Here is a 20,516-nt window from a genome sequence, read left to right on the forward strand (position 1 = left end):
CGCCAGGCTTCTAGACTGGTGCCGTGCCATCCAGACACGCCACGACAATCACAAGAGAGCACAGCCTGATGAACGCACGCGCCAACTTCACCCACATGGAAGACGGCAGCGCCGAAGACTGGGCGATCATCGCCAAGGACTTCGGCCAGTACGCCGCGCTTCTGCCCGACCGGATCATGACCCACCTGCGCCTGCTCGACGGCGACTTCGGCGGCTTCCCGGTGGACCGCCTGACCCACTCGCTGCAGACCGCCACCCTGGCCCACCGCGACGGCCGCGACGAGGAATACGTGGTCTGCGCCCTGCTCCACGACATCGGCGACACCCTCGGCTCGTTCAACCACGCCGACATCGCCGCGGCCATCCTCAAGCCGTTCGTCAGCGAGGAGAACCTGTGGATGATCGAGAAGCACGCGATCTTCCAGGGCTACTACTTCTTCCATCACCTGGGCCTGGACCGGCACCTGCGCGAGCAGTTCAAGGACCACCCGCAGTTCGAGCAGACCATCGAATTCTGCGCGCGCTACGACGCTGCCGCCTTCGATCCGGAGGGCGAGGTGCTGCCCCTGGAGTTCTTCGAACCCATGCTCCGCCGGGTCTTCGCCCAGCCGCGCCGTTCGATCTACCAGAAGCCAGACGGCACGATGGCCTGAGGGTCCCGAGGCGACCGGCGGTCCGCGACGAAGAGTGGCGAACCGCCGCTGGCTCGGGGGCTGCGCATGGAATAAGATTCCTCCCAAAATCAGACGCGCAACTGGCCACGAGCCTACGCGCACCAGGGAAGTTTCTTGCGCATGAAGCCTAACGTTCTTGAGCGATCCAGCACTCCGCTCACCCCCACTCCCCTGCGCGAGTACCATTCCCGCGTGCTGGCGTATATCGCCATCGCCGCCACCATCACCGCCGGCACCTTCGCCAGGTACTTCGGCTACGAGATCCTCTGGATGATCCCGTATGCCCTGCTCTACCCGCACCTCGCCCAGCAGGTCAGCCGCCGCTTCAAGCGCGACAACCCGCAACGCACCCGCCTGGTGCTGCTGTTCATCGACGCCCTGCATGCCGGCATCGCCACCACGCTGCTGGGCTTCGCCGAAGTGCCCAGCCTGATGCTGGTGCTGATCCTCGCCTTCTCCGCGCTGATCATCGGCGGCCTGCGCTCCCTGGGCCTGGCGCTGCTGGTGGCGCTGAGCGCCGCGGTCCTCAGCGCCGCGCTGATCGCCCCGGCCTACAAGGGCCAGACGCCGAGCATCGTCGCCCTGGTCAGCGTGCTGTTCTCCACCCTGTACATCTGCATCACCGCCTTCTTCGTGCACCAGCAGGGCCTGCGCCTGGCCCAGGCCCGCTCGGACATCACCCTGGAGCAGGAAAAGGCCGCGCGCCTGGCCAGCAACCTGGCCAAGTACCTGTCACCGCAGGTGTGGGAGTCGATCTTCAGCGGCAAGCGCACGGTGCGCCTGGAGACCCAGCGCAAGAAGCTCACGGTGTTCTTCTCCGACATCAAGGGCTTCACCGAGCTGTCCGAGGAACTCGAAGCCGAAGCCCTTACCGACATGCTCAACAACTACCTCAACGAGATGTCGAAGATCGCCCTGAAGTACGGCGGCACCATCGACAAGTTCGTCGGCGACTGCGTGATGGTGTTCTTCGGCGACCCGGCCACCCAGGGCGCGAAGAAGGACGCCGTGGCGGCCGTGTCCATGGCCGTCGCCATGCGCAAGCACATGAAGGTCATGCGCCAGCAGTGGCGTGCCCAGGGCATCACCAAGCCGCTGGAAGTGCGCATGGGGCTGAACACCGGCTACTGCACCGTGGGCAACTTCGGCGCCGACACGCGTATGGACTACACCATCATCGGCCGCGAAGTGAACCTCGCCAGCCGCCTGGAAAGCGCTGCCGAAGCCGGCGAGATCCTGATCAGCCACGAGACCTACTCACTGGTCAAGGACGTGCTGATGTGCCGCGACAAGGGCCAGATCGCCGTGAAGGGCTTCAGCAAGCCGGTGCAGATCTACCAGGTGGTCGACTTCCGTCGCGACCTGGGCTCCAACCCCAGCTTCGTCGAGCACGAGGTACCGGGCTTCTCCATGTACCTGGACACCAACAACGTGCAGAACTACGACAAGGAACGGGTCATCCAGGCGCTGCAGCAGGCGGCGGAGAAGCTCAAGGACAAGATCATTCTCTGATCGTCCGGCGTTTCTCGCTGGCATCTCGTTTTCGCGGTAGTACCACCCTCCTCGCTGGCGCCCAGCCTATCGCGGACGAAGTCCGCTCCTACCCGAAATATTGCAATAGGGCATGCCCTCTCCCCCGCCCTGGCTGCGCGCCCCGCTCCGAAGGGAGAGGGAGCCGCCTGTGCCGGCTGACACTTTGGTTTCAACCTGTGCTGAACGGTCCCCTCTCCCTTCAGGGAGAGGGTAGGGAGAGGGAGCCGCCGGCATGTACCCAGCCCCCACCGACTTGGCTCTCCCGCCGCCAGGCCAACCGCAGGCACGGAACTCTTGTAGGAGCGAGCTTGCTCGCGAACCCGCCCAACTCCGCAGCCGCCGGCAAATCCGTTCGCGAGCAAGAGCTAGGCGCCCCCCGTCGCTCCTACAATGGCCCCGGCCATTTCACCCGCCCATAAAAAAGCCCGCTCAATCGAGCGGGCTGGAAAGGCGCCGGCGCTTCACGTTCACCGGGCCGAATTGCTCTTTAGCGAACCCGTCAGGAAGGCTGCAACTCCGCGGAGTTGCCAGGACCTGCGGCGAGTTCGGTGGACAGGGTCTTCTCGTCCAGCTGCTTGCACCACTTGGCGACCACGATGGTGGCGACGCCGTTTCCGACCAGGTTGGTCAGGGCGCGGGCTTCGGACATGAAGCGGTCGATACCCAGGATCAGCGCAAGGCCCGCAACCGGCAGGTGGCCGACAGCGGACAGGGTGGCAGCCAGCACGATGAAGCCCGAACCGGTAACGCCGGCAGCGCCCTTCGAGGCGATCAGCAGCACGACCAACAGGGTCAGCTGGTGGGTGATGTCCATCGGGGTATCGGTGGCCTGGGCGATGAACACCGCGGCCATGGTCAGGTAGATCGAGGTGCCGTCCAGGTTGAACGAGTAGCCGGTGGGGATCACCAGGCCGACGACGCTCTTGTCGGCGCCCAGCTTCTCCATCTTAGCGATCATGCGCGGCAGGGCCGACTCGGAGGACGAGGTACCCAGCACGATCAGCAGCTCTTCGCGGATGTAGGAGATGAAGCGCAGGATGCTGAAGCCGTGGGCGCGGGCGATGCCACCGAGGATGACCAGCACGAACAGCAGGCAGGTGATGTAGAAGCACAGCATCAGCTGGCCCAGTTGCACCAGCGAACCGAGGCCGTAGGCACCGATGGTGAAGGCCATGGCACCGAAGGCACCGATGGGAGCGACCTTCATGATCACGTTGATGATGTTGAACATCACGTGGGTGATGCGATCGATGAACTCGAACACCGGCTTGCCGTAGTCACCCAGGCGGTGCAGCGCGTAGCCGAACAGCACGGAGAAGAACAGCACCTGGAGGATGTCACCGTTGGCGAAGGCGCCGACCACGGTGCTGGGGATGACGTTCATGAAGAAGTCGATGGTGCTCTGCTTCTCGCCCGAAGCGATGAAGCCGGTGAGCGCCGCGTTCTTGTTCATTTCGGCGGTCAGCGTGGCGACGTCGGCGTGCATGCCGGCACCCGGCTGGACGACGTTGACCACGACCAGGCCGATGATCAGCGCGATGGTGGAAACGATTTCGAAGTACAGCAGTGCCATGCCGCCCGTCTTGCCCACGGCCTTCATGCTCTGCATGCCGGCGATGCCGGTAACCACGGTGCAGAAGATAATCGGCGCGATGGCCATCTTGATCAGTTTGACGAAGCCATCGCCCAGCGGCTTCATCAGTTTGGCGGTGTCGGGGTAGAAGTGGCCGAGTGCGATACCGATGGCGATGGCGATCAGTACCTGCACGTACAGGCTTTTGTAGAAGGGTTGCTTGGTCATGGCAGCTCTGTCCTCACGGGCGAGTGCTCCCTGGGAGGAAACACAAGACCGAACGCGTTATCTCCCTGCAATGGGAGAATTTGTTTTCAGGGCGTGCCAGAAGGCAGGCCTTGATCGCATATGGCAAGTGCTGTGCCAGACCTTTTAAAAATATTAAATCCCTTTAAATTCAATTACTTCCGTAAAAAGTCGCGGCACGGAAGGCCCCAGTGATGGCGGATTCCCGCCTTCCGGGTGGCGGGTTTCCCGCCCTCTGGCGGGTATCCGCCACGGCCTTCGTACCGTAGATTGTAGAACCCCGGTCAGGTTCGATCGGGATTGCCGCCCGCCTCTGGACGCGCGGCCAGAACAACAAGGACCGCTCATGCGTGAACGCACCATTGCCAGCCATTTCGTCCGGGCCGCCGTCCATGGGGCCCGGCGCAAGGGGCTGGATGTCCAAGTCCTGCTGCGTGACGCCGGCATCGCCCCGGCCATCCTCGAGGAGCCCCGCGCGCGGATCGACCCGTCGCAGTTCACCTGCCTGATGCAACGCCTGTGGGAAGTGCTCGACGACGAGTACATGGGCTTCGGTGCCATGCCCAGCAAGCGCGGCACCTTCGCCATGATGTGCAACGCGATCATCCACTGCCGCACGCTGGAAAAGGCCCTGGGACGCGGCGCACTGTTCTACGGACTGTTTCCCGAGGCGCCACGGATCGAGCTGGTGCGCGACGGCGACCGCGCCCGCCTGACCCTGGACGAAACCCACCTGCGCGACCCGGACCACTTCCTCGCCGAGAGCCTGCTGCTGATCTGGCACCGCCTGGCCAGCTGGCTGATCGGCCAGCGCATCCGCCTGGAGGAAGCCACCTTCAGCTACCCGACCCCCGAGCACCAGGCCGAGTACGACCTGCTGTTCCCCTGCCCTCGCCGCTTTTCCGCCGGCAGCACCAGCCTGCTCCTGCAGGCGCGCTACCTGGACATGCCGCTGCTGCAGGACGAGCGCACGCTCAAGCACTTCCTCAAGGATTCCCCCGCCGACCTGCTCGCCCGCCCCGACGGCGGCGACAGCCTGACCAGCCAGATCCGCCGCCTGCTCGGCCGCGACTGCCGCAGCTGGCCGGACCTGGAGCAGGTCGCCGCGCAACTGCACATGAGTCCGCAGACCCTGCGCCGCCACCTGCGCGAGGAAGGACCGAACTTTCAGGAACTGAAGGACCAGCTGCGCCGCGACCTGGCGATCTACTGCCTGGGGCGCGCCGAACTCTCGATCCAGGACATCGCCGACCAGCTCGGTTTCTCCGAGCCTTCGGCGTTCCACCGGGCGTTCAAGAAATGGACGGGACTGACGCCGGGGGCGTATCGGGCGCAGCAGGGAGAATAACTCGGCTTCAACCTGCAGGAGCGGGCCATGCCCGCGATCGCGCGCATGGCGCGCTCCTACAATTGAGCGTCGGCGCCCAGTCCAAGCTGCCGGCTAGCCCGGCAGGCGAATGCGGAAACATGCCCCACCCAGCGCGGAATCCTCCAGCGCCAGCTCGCCGTCGTAGCTGTCGATGATGTCCTTCACCACCGCCGTGCCGATGCCCTGGCCAGGGTGCTGGGTGTCCAGCCGCTCGCCGCGCTTGAGGATGCGTTCGCGCTGGCTGGCCGGCACGCCGGGACCGTCGTCTTCGATGATCAGCTCGAACATCCGGCCATTCTTGCGCGCGCTGACCTTCACCGTGGTCAGGCACAGCCGATAGGCGTTCTCCAGCAGGTTGCCGAGCATCTCCAGCAAGGCGCCCTTCTCCAGCGGCAGGGAAAAGCCCGGCGGAATATCCCGCGCAAGCTTCACGCGCTTGTCGCGGTAGACCTTGTCCAGCGCGCCGCCAATGGTATCCAGCAAGGGATCGAGTTCCGCGCGGTGGCGGATCAGGCCGCTCTTGCGCATCGTCGCGCGCTGCAACTGGTAGCCGATCTGCTGGCTCATGCGCTCGATCTGGGTCTGCAGCACCTGCACCTGCTCGCGGTTCTTCGGCTGGTCGGCGAGGGTTTCACTGACGCCCTGCAGCACCGCCAGCGGCGTCTTCAGGCTATGGGCAAGGTCGCCCAGGGAATTGCGGTAGCGCTCGCGCTGGGCACGCTCGCTTTCCAGCAGGCGGTTCACCGAGTCGGTCAGGCGCAGCATCTCGGCGGGGTGATCGTCGCTCAGGCGCTCGCGGTCGCCGGCCTCGATCTGATCCAGCTCCGAACGCAGGCCGCGCATGGAGCGGAAGCCCCAGCCAAGGCCAAGCCACAACAGGCCCAGCAACAGCAGCAGCGCACCACCCAGCCACAGGTAGAGCTGATCGCGGAAACCGCTGACCAGCTCGCGGAACTCGCTTTCCGGCTGCATGGTGACGATGCTGTAGGCCGCGCGCTTGCCACCGAGCAGGTCGATCTCCACGTCGTAGACGAAGAACTCCTGGCCGGTGGCATCGCGGATGCGGGTGAACTCGTCGATCAGGCCGTCGTACTTGGGCGAGTAACTGACGCTCTCGTCCTGCGCCGAGGTCGAGCGCCACACCAGCTGGCCGGACTGGTCGTAGATGAAGCCCAGCAATTTGGACTCGGGGAGGTTGAAGTCCTCCACCGGCAGGTGCTCGGGCATGCTCAGGACATTGCCTTCGATGCGCGCCGAGGACACCAGAGTCGCCACGTCTGCCGCCAGGCGCTGCTGAATGGCGTTCTCCAGGGCGATGCTGAACGCACGCTGGAGAGCCGGCAGCAGCGCCGCCATGAACAGCACGGCGAGAATCGCCGCACCGATCATCAGCCGCAGCCGCAGCGAGCGGATCATTTACACAGCTCGTTGAAGATGTAGCCCTGGCCGCGCACGGTATCGATCGGCTTGAATCCCGCGGCACCCTCCAGCTTGCGGCGCAGGCGACCGACCAGCACCTCGATGACGTTCGGATCGCGCTCGTCGTCGTCCGGGTAGAGCTGCTCGATCAGGCGTTCCTTGGCCACCACTTGCTGGTGATGGCGCATGAGGTATTCGAGGATGCGGTACTCGAAGGCCGTCAGCTGCAGCGATTCGCCGTTGACCAGCGCCTGCTTGCGGTTGGTGTCCAGCACCAGCGGGCCGGCCTCGATGCTCGACTGGGCAAAGCCGCTGGAACGGCGCAGCAGCGCGTTCAACCGGGCCTCCAGCTCTTCGAACTGGAAAGGCTTGACCACATAGTCGTCGGCGCCGGCGGCCAGGCCTTCGACCTTGTCCTGCCAGTTGCCGCGAGCGGTGAGGATGAGAATGGGGAAGGTCTTGCCCTGGCTGCGGAATTCGCGGATCAGGTCCAGGCCGCTCATGCCCGGCAGGCCCAGGTCGATCATCGCCAGGTCGTGATGGTATTCGCTGGCGCGGTACAGCGCCTCTTCGGCATTGGCGACGGCGTCGACCACATGGCCTTGCTCGCCGAGCCGGGTATACAGGTGATGGCGCAGCAGCGCCTCGTCTTCCACCACCAGCAGTTTCATGCGCGTGCTCCCTGAGTCAGGCAACCGGGCCACGCGGGGCCCGGTTGCGGTACCGGTCAGAACTTGTAGTTGGCACCCAGGTAGAACTGGGAGCTGCTGTGCAGGTCAAGGGATCCCACCTTGCCACCGCCGTGCGGGCTCATCTCGGTACTTGCGTTGGTACGCAGGTAACGGTAGCCGCCTTCTACGGATGCGTTCTTGCCGAGTTCCTGGAGGATACCGGCTTGGGCGCCGATGGCGTAACCCACATCGCTGTCGCGGCTGTAGCCCTTGGCATCCTGCTCCAGCTTGACCAGGCCGGCGGTGCCACCGCCGAACAGCTTGGTACCCTGGTCGCCCAGCGGCAGGAAGGCGTCGTAGCTGCCGAGCAGATTCTGCTGGCGCAGCTTCAGGCCGTTCTCGGTGTCGGAGACGTTTTCATAGGTGACGTAGTAGCGACCCTGCTCCATCTGCTGGCCGGCGCGTACGCCCCAGGTGCCGCTGTTGTTGATCACGCTGTCGAATTTCGGGTTGCCGAGGTTGCGGTTCAGTGCGTCGGACTTCTGGATGTTGTTGCTGGTTTCACCCCAGGTCATGCCGACGAAAGTGTCGGCGGCGCTGGCTGCGGTAGCGGCGAGGCTGGCACCGAGAATGGCGCTGGCGAGGGCGATTTTCTTCATGGCTTTCATGGGGATTCTCCCGTCAAGGATGTCTGTAATGTGTTGACGGGGAGAAGGTTACGAGGGGGGCACTGAACCGAACCTGTCGGACTGCTGAACCAATGCTGAACGAATTATCCGAAGGAAATTTCACGTTTTTTGGCGATTGCGGAGCCCACGGCGGGCCTCGTCGCTCACATTTGGTTCGCGAGCAAGCTCGCTCCTACAATCGTGCGTCGTCCCTTCACATCGCGCCAGGCTGCTTTTCGTAGGAGCGAGCTTGCTCGCGAACAGAAGCCCGGACACGAACGAAAAGCCCCGGCATGGGCCGGGGCATCGCTGAAACGGACGGGATCCTCAGCCGCCCTGCAACGCCTTGAGGATCTTCTGCCCTGCTCGCCCATCCGACGGCGTCATGCCGCGCTTGTTCTGCTCCTGCTGGATCGCCTTGCGCGTCACGTCGCCGATCATGCCGTCGGGCTGACCGATGTCGTAGCCACGCTGGATCAGCAGCTCCTGCAGTTCCTTGCGCTGTGCGCGGCTCAGGCCCGGATCATCGGTCGGCCAGGGCGTGCGCAGGCCCGGCTCGCCATGCAGTCGGTCGGACAGCAAGGCAATGGCCAGCGCGTAGCTTTCCGCCGCGTTGTAGGAATAGATCGCGTCGTAGTTGCGCAGCACCAGGAAGGCCGGACCGTTGGCGCCTGCGGGCAGCAGGATGGCGGCCTTGGAATCGATGCTCGGGATCGGCTTGCCGTCGACGCGCTTCACGCCGCGGCTGGTCCAGTCGGACAGCGCACGGCGCTTGGTACGTCCGGCCAGCGAGGCGTCGAAGCCCGCCGGCAGTTTCACCTCGTAGCCCCAGGGCTGCCCTTCGCGCCAGCCGGCCTTGCGCAGGTAGTTGGCGGTGGACGCCAGGGCGTCGGCGGTGCTGCCCACCAGGTCGCGGTGGCCGTCGCCGTCGAAGTCCTCGGCGATGCGCGCGTAGGTCGAAGGCATGAACTGCGTCTGGCCGAAGGCACCCGCCCAGGAGCCGGTGATCCCGCTGTCGCGGATGTCGCCCTGCTGCAGCAGCTTGAGGGTGGCGATGAACTCGCCCTGGAAGAACGCCTGGCGCCGCCCGTAGCAGGACAGCGTCGACAGCGAAACCAGCAGCGGGCGCTTGCCGGTGATGCGCCCGTAATCGCTCTCCACGCCCCACACGGCGACCACCGTGGCCGGGTCGACCTGATAGCGCGCGGCAACCTTGCGCAGCAGGTCGGCATGTTCGGCCATGCGTGCCTTGCCATCCGCGACGCGCTGGTCGTCCACCAGCCCGGCCAGGTAATCCCAGATCGGCGTGGTGAATTCCGGCTGGGCATCCAGCAGCGGCAGCACAGTCATGTCCGGCTGCAATCCCCGGGTGAACTGCGCGAAGCTGGCGGCGCTGACGCCCTTGGCCTGGGCGGTGCCCTGCAGGCGGCTCAGGCAGGCGCCGAAATCGTCACCCGGCGCGGCCTGCGCCAGTGCCGCCGGCAGCAGCAGGGACAAGGCCAGGGCAGCGCGATGCGCGATGGAGGAAGTCTTCATTGGTGTCGAATGCTCAGATCGGTGAAGGTGGCGCGCCCGCCCTCGCTGGCGGGCCCGCGATTGTCCTGCAGGTAGAGCCCTGCCTTGAAGTACAGGCCCTGGTAGGCCCATTTCGTATCCAGTTGCTGGCTGACCTGGCCGCCCTCGACCTGCACGCTCAGCACCCCGCTGCTGGACACGCCCAGCCGGTAGGTAAAGGTATCGCCCAGCGGAATGCCGTCATAGACGGTATAGGTGCGCGTGGTGATGTCGTCCGGCCGATCGCGAACCAGCGCCTGTACCCGCGCCTTGTCCAGGCGCTGCTGGTAGACCAGCTTGACCAGCGGCAGGGCCTCGGCGCTGCCGCTGCCGTTGCTGTGGATCTGCCCGATGACCATGCGCCGGCTGGAGGGCACGGACTCCACGCGCAGGGTGGCGACCATCAGGTTCTCCGCCAGAGGATAGCGCCAGGTCACCAGGCGGCCGTCGGGCTTGGTCTCGCGCAGTTCGGTACGGGGATATTCGCTGCCGCTGGTGTGGGCGCCGTTCACCGGCACCCAGAACTCCACGCCATCGGCACTGCGGTGGAAATACGCGCTCTGGTAGTCGCGGCCGAGTTTCGCCGTGGAAATGGTCGCGGCCGGGCCGCGCTGGGGAATGGTCAGATTCCAGGTGCTCAGGTCCAACATCGGCCTATCGCTTCGCGGGTCAGGACATGGTCGCAAGGGTAGACGAGGCTGTCGGACTTTTCATCCATCCGGCCTCCCCCGTTTCTGGCGAACATCCGCGCCCTTGAGCGGCTGCGTGCAGTCTGCACGGGCGTTTTCCGCATCACCGGCTATCGTCATGAGTTCTGCCATCAGTCATCCGCCATTCGCCATCGCCACGGCCAACGCCACGGAGAAACCTCATGCGCCTGCTCACTGCCTTGCTGCTGTTCGCCTTCGCGGCCAGCGCTTCAGCCGCGATCAAGACCCAGGAAATCCCCTACGAATCCACTGACGGCACGAAGATGATCGGCTACTTCGCCTACGACGACGCCAAGTCCGGCATCCGTCCCGGCGTCATCGTCGTCCACGAATTCTGGGGCCTGAACGACTATGCCAAAAGCCGTGCCCGGCAGCTCGCCGAACTGGGCTACAGCGCCCTGGCCATCGACATGTACGGTGATGGCAAGCACACCGACCACCCCAACGATGCCAAGGCCTTCATGGCCGAGGCGCTGAAGAATGCCGACGCCGCCAAGGCGCGCTTCCAGGCCGGCCTGGAGCTGTTGAAGAAGCAGCCGCAGACCGACCCGAGCAAGATCGCCGCCATCGGTTACTGCTTCGGTGGAAAAGTGGTGCTGGACATGGCCCGCGCCGGCCTGCCACTGGCCGGCGTGGCCAGCTTCCACGGCGTGCTGGCGACCCAGACACCGGCGCAGCCGGGGCAGGTCAAGGCGAAGATACTGGTCGAGCATGGCGCCGCCGATACCCTGGTGCCGGCCGAGAGCGTCGCCGCCTTCAAGGCAGAGATGGACAACGCCAAGGCCGACTACAAGCTGGTGATCCAGCCCGGCGCCAAGCACAGCTTCACCAGCCCGGACGCCGACAAACACAAGGGGCACGGCCTGGACGTGGGCTACGACAAGACCGCCGACCAGAAGTCCTGGGCGGACCTGCAGGCGTTCTTCAAGGAAATCTTCGACGTGAAACCGGACGCCTGATAAATCGCAGGCAATAAAAAACGGGAGCCCATTCGGGCTCCCGCACTCAATCAAGTGTCTAAGGTCAGAGCCCGCCTTGGCGGCACTCCAACAACAACCTCACCTGCGTCCCCTTGGGAACGCGGCGTGCAGTGTGACAAAGCTTGTCGGACGAATCCGTACGCCTTTGGTGAAGGTTTGCAAACGAATGTAAGTGCCGCGTGACTGGTGAGCCACGTTCTGGCGCGGCAGAATGCACCCATGATTGCCCTCCCCGACTTCTGCACCCCGCTCGACGCCGACTGGCCCCTGCCCACTCCGCTGGCCGGCGTCGAATTGCGCAGCACCCGCTTCGACCGCCAGCGCCTGCAGGCCGGGGACTTTGCCCTGAGCCGGATCGAAGCGCCGGCCAACATCCAGCGTTCCGTCGCCAAGCGCCAGGCCGAGTACCTGGCCGGGCGGATCTGCGCCCGCGCGGCCTTGCAGGCGGCTGGCGCGGACGCCTGGGTACCGGGCACCGACGAGGAGCGCGCGCCGGTCTGGCCGGCAGGCTTCTGCGGTTCGATCACCCATGGCGACGGCTGGGCGGCGGCCATCGTCGCCCGCTCCAGCGACTGGCGAGGGCTCGGCCTGGACGTGGAAAACCGCCTGGAAACCGTGCGAGCGGAGCGACTGGCCGGGGAAATCCTCACGCCCGATGAACTGGCGCGCCTCGATCCACAGCAGGCGGCGCTGCAGGTCACCCTCACCTTTTCCCTCAAGGAAAGCCTGTTCAAGGCGCTCTTCCCGCTGGTACGCAAGCGCTTCTACTTCGAGCACGCCGAACTGCTGAACTGGTCCGCCAGCGGCCAGGCGCGACTGCGCCTGCTTACCGACCTGTCGGAAGAGTGGCATCACGGCAAGGAGATCAACGGGCAGTTCAGCCTGTTCGATGAGCGCCTGCTGAGCCTGGTCGCCATCCCGTCGATCCGGGGCAGCGTCTGACGGCTGCGACTGACAGACACACCTGAAAGTCTTGACTTAAAAGTCAGAATTTGGCGTCATGCACGCCGTCCAGACGAACCCCTACCTCTTTTGATCCTCGGATTTTGCCTACAGAGGAATCGTCAGCAGGCTTGTCGGTATATAGAATCCTATACATCCAGGCGGCAACGTCTGGTTCTTGGGGTCCCCACAAAAAGAAATGACCATCGGAGCAAACGTCACATGACCAGAAACACCCTGGCGCTCGCCATTGCGGCCAGCTCGCTCGGCCTCATCGCGCAATCGGCACACGCCGGTGGCTTCATCGAGGACAGCAAGGCCAGCCTGACCCTGCGCAACTTCTACATCAACACCGACAACCGCAACGGCCCCGCCTCGCCCAGCAAGCAGGAAGAATGGGGCCAGGGCTTCATGCTCAACTACTCCTCCGGCTTCACCCAGGGCACCGTCGGCTTCGGCGTCGACGCCCTCGGCCTGCTCGGCGTGCGCCTGGACGGCGGCGGCAAGGCGGGCAAGGCCGGCATCGATCGCCAGCCCGGCACCATCTTCCCGCTGGAAAGCGATGGCAGCGCCGTCGATGAGTTCAGCAGCTTAGGGCTCACCGCCAAGGCGAAGATCTCCAAGACCGAATTCCGCTACGGCACCCTGCAGCCCAAGCTGCCGGTGGTGGTCTACAACGACGCCCGCCTGCTGCCGATGACCTACGAAGGTGGCCAGGTCACCTCCACCGACATCGACAACCTGACCCTGACCGGTGGCCAGCTGACCCACACCAAGGGCCGCAACTCCACCGACTGGCGCAGCATGTCCATCGCCGGCGCCAATGGCAGCTCCGCCTCCTCCCGTGACAGCAACAAGTTCTACTTCGCCGGCGGTGACTACAAGGCGACCAAGAACCTGACCCTGTCGTACTACTACGGCGAGCTGGACAACTTCTACAAGCAGAACTACCTCGGCCTCGTCCACAACTGGGGTATCGGCCCGGGCACCCTGAAGTCCGATATCCGCGTCTTCATCAGTGACTCCGACGGCAAGAACGGCAGCGCCTCCGGCCGTGCCGACGGCTACGTCAGCAGCGGCTACTACGGCGGCAACAGCCTGAAAGGCGAAGTGGACAACAACGTCTACAGCGGCATGTTCACCTACGCCCTGGGCGGCCACAGCGTCGGCGCCGGCTACCAGGTGCTGACCGGCGACAGCGACTTCCCCTACCTCAACCGTGGCGATGGTGAGGGCACCAGTACCTACCTGATCTCCGACGCCCAGCTGCTGAAGTTCAACCGCGCCGGCGAGCGCACCTGGATCGGTCGCTACGCCTACGACTTCGCCGACCTTGGCGTGCCGGGCCTGACCTTCAGCGTGCTCTACCTGAACGCCGACAACATCGACACCAAGCAGGGCGACAAGGGCGAATGGGAACGCGACATCGCCTTGGGCTACGTGGTCCCGGAAGGCACCTTCAAGGGCCTGGGCCTGGCCTGGAAGAACGCCGCCATGCGCAGCGGCCTGCCGGCCACCAGCACCGCGGGCGTGCCGAGCCAGCGCGACCAGGACGAGAACCGCCTGATCGTCAGCTACACCATCCCGCTGCTGTAAGGCGTGGAGTGAAACAAGAAGGGCGGCCAGTGGCCGCCCTTCCTGTTTCTGTGATTTGCATCGCCGCGTCATACCTCAATACGCACGGTCGCAGGCATGGGCCAGGCGCCCCGTCCGCCCTGCAAGGTGTAGTTCGCTACTGATCCAGGCCCCTCTCCCCCCGCCCTCTCCCTGAAGGGAGAGGGAGCCATCCGTGCCGGCTGACGCTGCGGTTTCAACCGGCACCGAACCAGTCCCCTCTCCCTTCAGGGAGAGGGAATTCCCAAGCACGGACTGTCAGAGGGGGCAATTACTCCTGAACGGAAACTCCAGAACCAGTCAGCCCAGCAACGCCACCGATTTGATCTGCGCCCAAACTTCCTGCCCGACATGCAGGCCGAGCTGGTCGTGGGAGTAGCGGGTGATGCGCGCCAGCAGAGGCGTGCCGGCCACGTCCAGCTTCACCAGCAGGTGTGCCGGGTTATCCGTCGACACTATCTCGACCACCGTCGCCGGCAGCACGTTGAGGATGCTGCTGTGGGCCGCCGGCTCCAGGCTCAGGCTGACGTCCCGCGCCTGCACCTTGATGCGCAGCGCCCTGCCCTTGTCCATCGGCGCGTGGGCCAGACGGATGCGCTGTTCGCAGTGCGGCAACGCCAGGGTCAGCAGGCCGTAGTCGGCGTTGTGCCCCAGAACCTGGCCGTCGATCACCACGCCGGCATCTTCCAGCTGGGAAATCGGCAGGTCGGTGCGCGCCAGGGTCTCGACCACCAGGCCGCTGGCGATGGAGCGGCCCTGGTCCAGCAGCACCAGGTGATCGGCCAGCCGCGCCACCTCGTCGGGCGAGTGGCTGACATAGAGAATCGGGATATCCAGCTCGTCGTGCAGGCGTTCCAGGTACGGCAGGATTTCCGCCTTGCGCTTGAGGTCCAGCGCCGCCAGCGGCTCGTCCATCAATAGCAGGCGCGGGCTGGTCAGCAGCGCGCGGGCCATGCCGACACGCTGGCGCTCGCCGCCGGACAGGTGCCCCGGCATGCGTTCCAGCAGATGGCCGATGCCCAGCAGCTCGGTGGCCTGCTCCAGCTCCACGCGGTGCTGGTCGCGCGGCACGCGCTTCATGCCGTAGGTGAGGTTGCGCTTCACCGACAGGTGCTCGAACAGGTTGGCGTCCTGGAACACATAGCCCAGCGCGCGCTGGTGCGGCGGCAGGAACACGCCGCTGGCGCTGTCCTGCCAGACCTCGCCGTTCACCACCAGCCGGCCGAGCGGCGCGCGCTCAAGCCCCGCCACGCAGCGCAGGCAGGTGGTCTTGCCGGAACCGGAATGACCGAACAGTGCGGTCACACCCTTGCCCGGCAACTGCAGGTCGACGTCCAGGCTGAAGCCCGAGTAGGCAATCTGGAAGCGGGCTTCGATGGCGCGCGGTGAAAGCTCTTGCGACATGCCCACCTCAGGCCCAGGCCGACCGGCTGCGGCGGCTCGCGTAGAGCGCCAGCAGGACGAAGAAGGAGAAGATCACCATGCCGCCCGCCAGCCAGTGCGCCTGGGCGTACTCCATGGCCTCGACGTGATCGAAGATTTGCACCGACACCACGCGGGTCTTGCCCGGGATGTTGCCACCGATCATCAGCACCACGCCGAACTCCCCCACCGTGTGGGCGAAGCCGAGGATGCTGGCGGTGATGAAGCCCGGCCGCGCCAGCGGCAGGACCACGGAAAAGAAGGTATCCAGCGGGCTCGCGCGCAAGGTCGCGGCGGCCTCCAGCGGCTTGTTGCCGATGGCCTCGAAGGCGTTCTGCAGCGGCTGCACCACGAAGGGCAGCGAATAGAACACCGAGCCCACCACGAGCCCGGCGAAGGTGAACGGCAGACGCCCCAGGCCAAGGCTCTCGGTGGCGTGACCGATGAAGCCGTTGGGGCCCATGGTGATCAGCAGGTAGAAGCCGATCACCGTGGGCGGCAGCACCAGCGGCAGCGCTACCACCGCTCCCAGCGGACCTTTCAGCCAGGAGCGGGTGCGCGACAGCCACCAGGCGATCGGCGTGCCGATCAGCAGGAGGATCAGGGTACTCAGGGCGGCCAGCTCGAGGGTGAGCCGGATGGCCAGGAAATCCTCCTGCGTGAGGGGCATCGCTGTTCCTTAACGACTTAGAGTTCGTAACCGTAGGACTTGATCACCGCAGCGGCCTTCGGCCCTTTCAGGTACTCGACCAGCGCCTTGGCAGCAGCGCTGTCCTTGCCCTTGTTGAGGATCACGGCGTCCTGACGGATCGGGTCATGCAGGTCGGCCGGGACGATCCAGGCGGAACCGCTGGTCACCTTGCCATCCTTGTAGATCTGCGACAACGCCACGAAGCCCAGCTCCGCGTTGCCGGTGGAAACGAACTGGAAGGCCTGGGTGATGTTCTGACCTTCGACGATCTTGCCGGCGACCTTGTCTTTCAGGCCGAGCTTGTCGATCACCTGGGTGGCAGCCAGGCCATAAGGCGCGGCTTTCGGGTTGGCGATGGACAGGTGCTTGTACTCGTTCTTCTTCAGCACGTCGCCCTTGGCGTCGACGTAGCCGTCTTTCGCCGACCACAGCGCCAGGGTACCCACGGCGTAGGTGAAGCGCGAACCGGGGACGATTTCCTTTTCCTCTTCCAGCTTCTTCGGCGTGCTGTCGTCGGCGGCGAGGAACACTTCGAAGGGCGCGCCGTTCTTGATCTGGGTGTAGAACTGGCCAGTGGCACCGTAGGCGGCGACCAGCTTGTGGCCGGTGTCCTTCTCGAAGTCCTTGGCAATCGCCTGGATCGGCGCGGTGAAGTTGGCGGCGACGGCGACCTGCACTTCATCGGCCAGGGCCGAGTGCAGGGTGAAGCAGGAAGCGACCAGCAGGGACAGGCTTGCGAAGCGGTGTTTCATCGTGATGCTCCAAGTGGGTTGTTGTTTTCCAAGGTCGAACTGCCGGGACTGGTCTATAACCTCAGTTCAGTCCCGTGATACTCCCGGCGCAAGGCCGGCCGTTCACACGAATCCAGGAGAGCCGGTTCATGAAGGTCAGTGCACGCAACGTCTTCAAGGGCAGCGTCAAACAGCTGCGCAACGGTGCGGTGAATGCGGAAGTCGTGGTCGCCCTGCCCGGCGGCAGCGAACTGGTGGCGATCGTCACCGAGGAGAGCGTGAAGAGCCTCAATCTTGCCCAGGGCAAGGAGGTCATCGCACTGGTCAAGGCGCCGTGGGTGATGCTGATGACCGAGGCCGATGGCATCCGCCTGTCCGCGCGCAACTGCCTGGCCGGCACGGTGAAGTCGGTCACCGATGGCGCGGTGAATGCCGAAGTCGTGCTCAGCCTGCCCGGCGGCGCCGAAGTGGTCGCCGTGGTCACCCGCGACGCGGTCGGCGAACTGGGCCTGGCGGCTGGCGTGAAGGCGACTGCAGTGATCAAAGCGTCCCATGTGATCCTCGGTGTTCCTGCCTGAAACCCTGCGCGGGCCTGTCCCTGACAGGTCCGCCTGGCGTGCCTACAAGCGCTCGTTATAGCAAAAATTACATAACGATAGCGGTGACTCTGCAATACCCCTGAAGAGAGACCATCATCTGGAAAGGATGCGGAGTGCTGCGCGAGTGGCCATCAGCCTGTAATGGCACCGCTGCATTCTGCATTTTTTGACTTCAAGGTCAAATATTGTCTTCGACCTTGGGCGCCTGTCGACGCGGCCACATCAACGTGAAGCACGCGCCCCCCAGCACTTCGCTTTTGGCGATCTGCGCGCGGCCGCCGTGCCAGTGGATGATCCGCCGCACGATGGACAGGCCCAACCCATGCCCGCCGGTAACCCGCGCGCGGCTGTCGTCGGCACGGAAGAACGGCTGGAACAGCCGGTGCCACTGCGCCTCCGGCACGCCGGGGCCGTCGTCTTCGACGTCCACCTGGCAGCGGTCCACGCTGACCCGGTAACTGATGCGCACCCGCCCTTCGGCGTAGCGCAACGCGTTGGTCATCAGGTTCTGCAGGGCGCGATGCAGATAGCGCGGCTCGGCCTCGATCCAGCTGCCCTGATCGAACGGCACCAGCGCACCCGCCTCGCAGGTCACAGTAATTTCCCGGCGCAACGGGGCAATCTCCGACACCACCTGCTCCACCAATGCGCCCAGCTCGATGCGCTGGTAGCTCAGCGCCGGCGAGCCCTGCTCCAGCCGCGCGTAGGTGAGCATCTCGTCCACCAGCTGGTCGAGGTCCTGGATGTCGCCGTCCATGCCTTCCATGTACTTGCGCCGCGCCTTGTCGGTTTCGGCGGACTCGATCATCTCCAGGCCGAAGCGCAGCCGCGCCACTGGCGTGCGCAGTTCGTGGGACACCGCGCGCACCAGCTCGCGCTGCACCGTCAGCAGCAGGTGCAACTGCTCGGCCATGTGGTTGAAGGCCCCGGCGAGGCGCCCCACCGAGTCCGCGCCGCGCACTTCCACGCGGGTGTCCAGGCTGCCGCGGGCGATGCGCGTGGCGGCGGACTCGAGGCCGCGCAGGCGCTGCTCCAGACCGCTGATCAGCAAGTACAGGGTCAGGCCGATGAGGGTCAGCGCCACCACCACGATGATCGTCAGCAACTGCGGCGGGTACGGATTCATCTGGTAGATCGGCCCCAGCTCCAGCACCCAGGGCGTGTCGAGGATGCCCGAGAGCACACGGATCGAATCGCCGCCCTTGCCCAGCGCCATCACCGTGTCGCCCTCCTCCACACGGCGACTCTGGTCATCGTCGAGGTCGACCTCCTTCAGGCGCAGCAGGTGCACCTCGAAGCCGAAGCGCTTGTCGCGGACGATGCGCGCCAGGTGATAGGGCTGTTCGCTGGCCGGGTAGCGCTTGAGCTCGTCCATCAGCAGGTAGATGGTGGCGCGCGCCAGCTGCTCACTGACCTGTTCCACCTCGCCGGCGAGGATCAGCCCTTCCGCCGCGCTCACCTGGGTCATCACCTTCACTTCATGGGGCGCACCGGCCTGCACCAGCACCTGGTCGTTCATCAGCCGCGCCCGGCTGCGCCCTTCCATGCCCAGTGCGTCCAGGCTGGTGAGCTTGAGCGGGATGCCCAGCAGGCGGCTCCACTGGCTCAGCGCGCGCTTGCGGTCCACCTCGCTCATGGGCAGCAGTTCGTCCGCCATCAGCCGGAAGGTGCCGCGCGCCAGGTCCTCGCGGTAGCGCTCTCCGCGCACATCGTTGACCAGGTGCAGCGTCAGCACCGCCAGCGCGGCGACCGCCACCAGGGTCAGCAGCATGCCGCCGTAGATGCGCAGGAAGATGGATTTCATGGAGGGGACACTGCCGCCGGGGCCAGCAACCCGTAGTTATCCAGGCTGAGGAACGCCCCGTCCTTGACCTCGCACTCGCGGCGCCGGCCTTCCAGGGTGAAGCCCTGGCGCAGCAACAGGCGGCCGCTGGCGAGGTTTTCCGTCTCCACCTCGGCCTCGATGCGGTGCACGTTCATTTCGCGGAAGGCGTGGCGGAAGATCAGCGGCAGGCATTCGCCCATCACGCCCTGCCCCCAGTGTTCGGGCAGCAGCCAATAGCCCAGCTCCAGGCGACGATGTTCCTGCTGCCAGTTGTTGAAGCCGCAGCCGCCGAGGACGTCCGCGGGGGCATCCGGCCGGCAGATCGCCCACCAGATACCGCTGCTTTCCTTATGGATGCGCTCGAACCACTCCATCTGCTCGCGGGTGGCTTCCAGCGTCGCGTAGGAGACCCCGTAGTAGCGGATCACCTCGGGATGCGACAGCGCGCGGAACACCGCCGGCTGGTCGGCATCGGTGAAAGCGCGCAGGCGGAAGTGCTCGCCGTGCAGCTCGGGGAACGGTGGCACGGCGCTCACGGCTCAGAGCTCCCCGACGAACAGGTAGCCCTTGCTGCGCACCGTCTTGATCAGGCGCGGGTGCATCGGGTCGTCGCCGATCTTCGGGCGGATGCGCGAGATGCGCACGTCGATGGAGCGGTCCTGGCCGTCGTACTCGATGCCGCGCAGGGAATTGAAGATTTCCTCGCGGGAGAGGATGCGCCCGGCGTTGGCCGCCAGCAGCCAGAGCAGGTCGAACTCGGCGCTGGTCAGCTCGATGGTCTGCTCGTCCAGCCAGGCCTCGCGCATGGCATTGTCGATCACCAGCTTGCCGAAGGTCAGGCGCTTGCCCGCGGGGGCCGGCGCAGCCTCGGCCGGCTCGCTGCGGCGCAGCAGGGCGCGGATGCGCGCCAGCAGCACGCGCGGGCGCACCGGCTTGCACACGTAGTCGTCGGCGCCCATCTCCAGGCCCTGCACCTGGTCCATGTCGTCGGTGCGCGCGGTAAGCATCAGGATCGGCCCGTCGTAGTCCGGGCGCAGACGCTTGCAGATGGACAGCCCATCCTCCCCTGGCAGCATCAGGTCGAGCACCACCAGGTCCGGCCGTTCGGCCAGCACCCGCTCCACCGCCTTGCCGCCATGGGACTCGATGGACACCGCCAGGCCGTTGCTCTCCAGGTAGTCCTGGGTCAACTCGGCCAATCGCTGGTCGTCCTCGACGATGAGAATGCGCGCTTCTTGTTCCACCTTGCCTCCTGATGCGCCATGAGCGAGCGCGGGCCCCCTTACTATAGAGAG

General features: G+C 65.4%; 19 protein-coding genes. 7 read left to right on the plus strand and 12 right to left on the minus strand.

Features of this window, described 5'->3' with window-relative positions; all coding sequences use genetic code 11:
- Positions 1 to 68 precede the first annotated feature (68 nt).
- Together J2T47_RS04510 and J2T47_RS04515 are read left to right on the plus strand one after the other, a co-directional pair.
- Positions 69 to 653, plus strand: a complete 585-nt coding sequence (locus tag J2T47_RS04510; protein WP_253442832.1) for an HD domain-containing protein — start codon at positions 69 to 71, stop codon at positions 651 to 653.
- A 141-nt stretch (positions 654 to 794) separates the two neighbouring features.
- Complete coding sequence (locus J2T47_RS04515; protein WP_253442835.1) at positions 795 to 2,186, plus strand: adenylate/guanylate cyclase domain-containing protein; 1,392 nt, start codon at positions 795 to 797, stop codon at positions 2,184 to 2,186.
- A 520-nt stretch (positions 2,187 to 2,706) separates the two neighbouring features.
- Here the strand turns inward: J2T47_RS04515 and J2T47_RS04520 are convergent.
- Positions 2,707 to 4,008: a dicarboxylate/amino acid:cation symporter gene (locus J2T47_RS04520; protein WP_253442838.1), complete on the minus strand. Its 1,302-nt coding sequence runs from the start codon at positions 4,006 to 4,008 to the stop codon at positions 2,707 to 2,709.
- 364 nt (positions 4,009 to 4,372) lie between these two features.
- Here J2T47_RS04520 and J2T47_RS04525 point away from each other — a divergent pair, with 364 nt between their 5' ends.
- Positions 4,373 to 5,374, plus strand: coding sequence for an AraC family transcriptional regulator (locus tag J2T47_RS04525; protein ID WP_253442841.1), 1,002 nt, complete (start codon positions 4,373 to 4,375; stop codon positions 5,372 to 5,374).
- A 93-nt stretch (positions 5,375 to 5,467) separates the two neighbouring features.
- Here J2T47_RS04525 and J2T47_RS04530 read toward each other — a convergent pair whose 3' ends face one another.
- From J2T47_RS04530 to J2T47_RS04550, 5 genes are all read right to left on the minus strand, one after another.
- Positions 5,468 to 6,811, minus strand: coding sequence for an ATP-binding protein (locus J2T47_RS04530; protein ID WP_253442845.1), 1,344 nt, complete (start codon positions 6,809 to 6,811; stop codon positions 5,468 to 5,470).
- Positions 6,808 to 7,485: a response regulator gene (locus tag J2T47_RS04535; protein WP_253442848.1), complete on the minus strand. Its 678-nt coding sequence runs from the start codon at positions 7,483 to 7,485 to the stop codon at positions 6,808 to 6,810. The genes J2T47_RS04530 and J2T47_RS04535 overlap by 4 nt, the downstream gene beginning before the upstream one ends.
- Before the next feature lie 56 nt (positions 7,486 to 7,541).
- Complete coding sequence (locus J2T47_RS04540; RefSeq protein WP_253442851.1) at positions 7,542 to 8,153, minus strand: hypothetical protein; 612 nt, start codon at positions 8,151 to 8,153, stop codon at positions 7,542 to 7,544.
- A gap of 327 nt (positions 8,154 to 8,480) precedes the next feature.
- A complete protein-coding gene (locus tag J2T47_RS04545) occupies positions 8,481 to 9,689 on the minus strand; it encodes a lytic murein transglycosylase (protein WP_253442855.1) in 1,209 nt (402 codons plus the stop codon).
- Positions 9,686 to 10,357 (minus strand): polysaccharide lyase family 7 protein, encoded by a 672-nt coding sequence (locus J2T47_RS04550; RefSeq protein WP_253442858.1) that lies wholly within the window; start codon positions 10,355 to 10,357, stop codon positions 9,686 to 9,688. Before J2T47_RS04550 ends, J2T47_RS04545 begins: the two co-directional genes overlap by 4 nt.
- Positions 10,358 to 10,578: 221 nt before the next feature.
- Between J2T47_RS04550 and J2T47_RS04555 the strand changes: the two genes are divergently transcribed.
- From J2T47_RS04555 to J2T47_RS04565, 3 genes are all read left to right on the plus strand, one after another.
- Entirely contained in the window at positions 10,579 to 11,376 is a 798-nt protein-coding gene (locus J2T47_RS04555; RefSeq protein ID WP_253442861.1) for a dienelactone hydrolase family protein, read from the plus strand.
- Between the two features lie 240 nt (positions 11,377 to 11,616).
- Positions 11,617 to 12,339, plus strand: coding sequence for a 4'-phosphopantetheinyl transferase family protein (locus J2T47_RS04560; protein ID WP_253442863.1), 723 nt, complete (start codon positions 11,617 to 11,619; stop codon positions 12,337 to 12,339).
- Positions 12,340 to 12,561: 222 nt separating this feature from the next.
- A complete protein-coding gene (locus J2T47_RS04565) occupies positions 12,562 to 13,935 on the plus strand; it encodes an OprD family porin (protein WP_253442866.1) in 1,374 nt (457 codons plus the stop codon).
- A 318-nt stretch (positions 13,936 to 14,253) separates the two neighbouring features.
- Here the strand turns inward: J2T47_RS04565 and modC are convergent, their stop codons facing one another.
- The 3 genes from modC to modA are packed head-to-tail and all read right to left on the minus strand — an operon-like array spanning position 14,254 to position 16,818.
- A complete protein-coding gene (modC, locus tag J2T47_RS04570; protein ID WP_253442869.1) occupies positions 14,254 to 15,357 on the minus strand; it encodes a molybdenum ABC transporter ATP-binding protein in 1,104 nt (367 codons plus the stop codon).
- 7 nt (positions 15,358 to 15,364) lie between these two features.
- Positions 15,365 to 16,045 carry a molybdate ABC transporter permease subunit gene (gene modB, locus J2T47_RS04575; RefSeq protein WP_253442874.1) on the minus strand — a complete coding sequence of 227 codons (681 nt, stop codon included), beginning with the start codon at positions 16,043 to 16,045 and terminating at the stop codon, positions 15,365 to 15,367.
- Positions 16,046 to 16,062: 17 nt separating this feature from the next.
- A complete protein-coding gene (gene modA, locus J2T47_RS04580; protein WP_253442877.1) occupies positions 16,063 to 16,818 on the minus strand; it encodes a molybdate ABC transporter substrate-binding protein in 756 nt (251 codons plus the stop codon).
- Positions 16,819 to 16,946: 128 nt separating this feature from the next.
- On the opposite strand from modA, the gene J2T47_RS04585 reads away from it, so the two are divergent.
- Positions 16,947 to 17,375, plus strand: coding sequence for a TOBE domain-containing protein (locus J2T47_RS04585; protein ID WP_253442880.1), 429 nt, complete (start codon positions 16,947 to 16,949; stop codon positions 17,373 to 17,375).
- A gap of 199 nt (positions 17,376 to 17,574) precedes the next feature.
- Here J2T47_RS04585 and J2T47_RS04590 read toward each other — a convergent pair whose 3' ends face one another.
- Genes J2T47_RS04590 through J2T47_RS04600 form a run of 3 tightly spaced genes read right to left on the minus strand, consistent with a single transcriptional unit; the run spans position 17,575 to position 20,465 of the window.
- Entirely contained in the window at positions 17,575 to 19,200 is a 1,626-nt protein-coding gene (locus J2T47_RS04590) for an ATP-binding protein (protein WP_253442883.1), read from the minus strand.
- The gene (locus J2T47_RS04595; RefSeq protein WP_253442886.1) at positions 19,197 to 19,757 is read right to left on the minus strand and encodes a GNAT family N-acetyltransferase; all 561 of its coding nucleotides are present in this window, start codon (positions 19,755 to 19,757) and stop codon (positions 19,197 to 19,199) included. Before J2T47_RS04595 ends, J2T47_RS04590 begins: the two co-directional genes overlap by 4 nt.
- Before the next feature lie 3 nt (positions 19,758 to 19,760).
- Positions 19,761 to 20,465 (minus strand): response regulator, encoded by a 705-nt coding sequence (locus J2T47_RS04600; protein ID WP_253442889.1) that lies wholly within the window; start codon positions 20,463 to 20,465, stop codon positions 19,761 to 19,763.
- Between the last annotated feature and the right edge of the window lie 51 nt (positions 20,466 to 20,516).

This window comes from Pseudomonas nitroreducens, from assembly GCF_024170165.1.
GTDB lineage: Bacteria > Pseudomonadota > Gammaproteobacteria > Pseudomonadales > Pseudomonadaceae > Pseudomonas > Pseudomonas nitroreducens_C.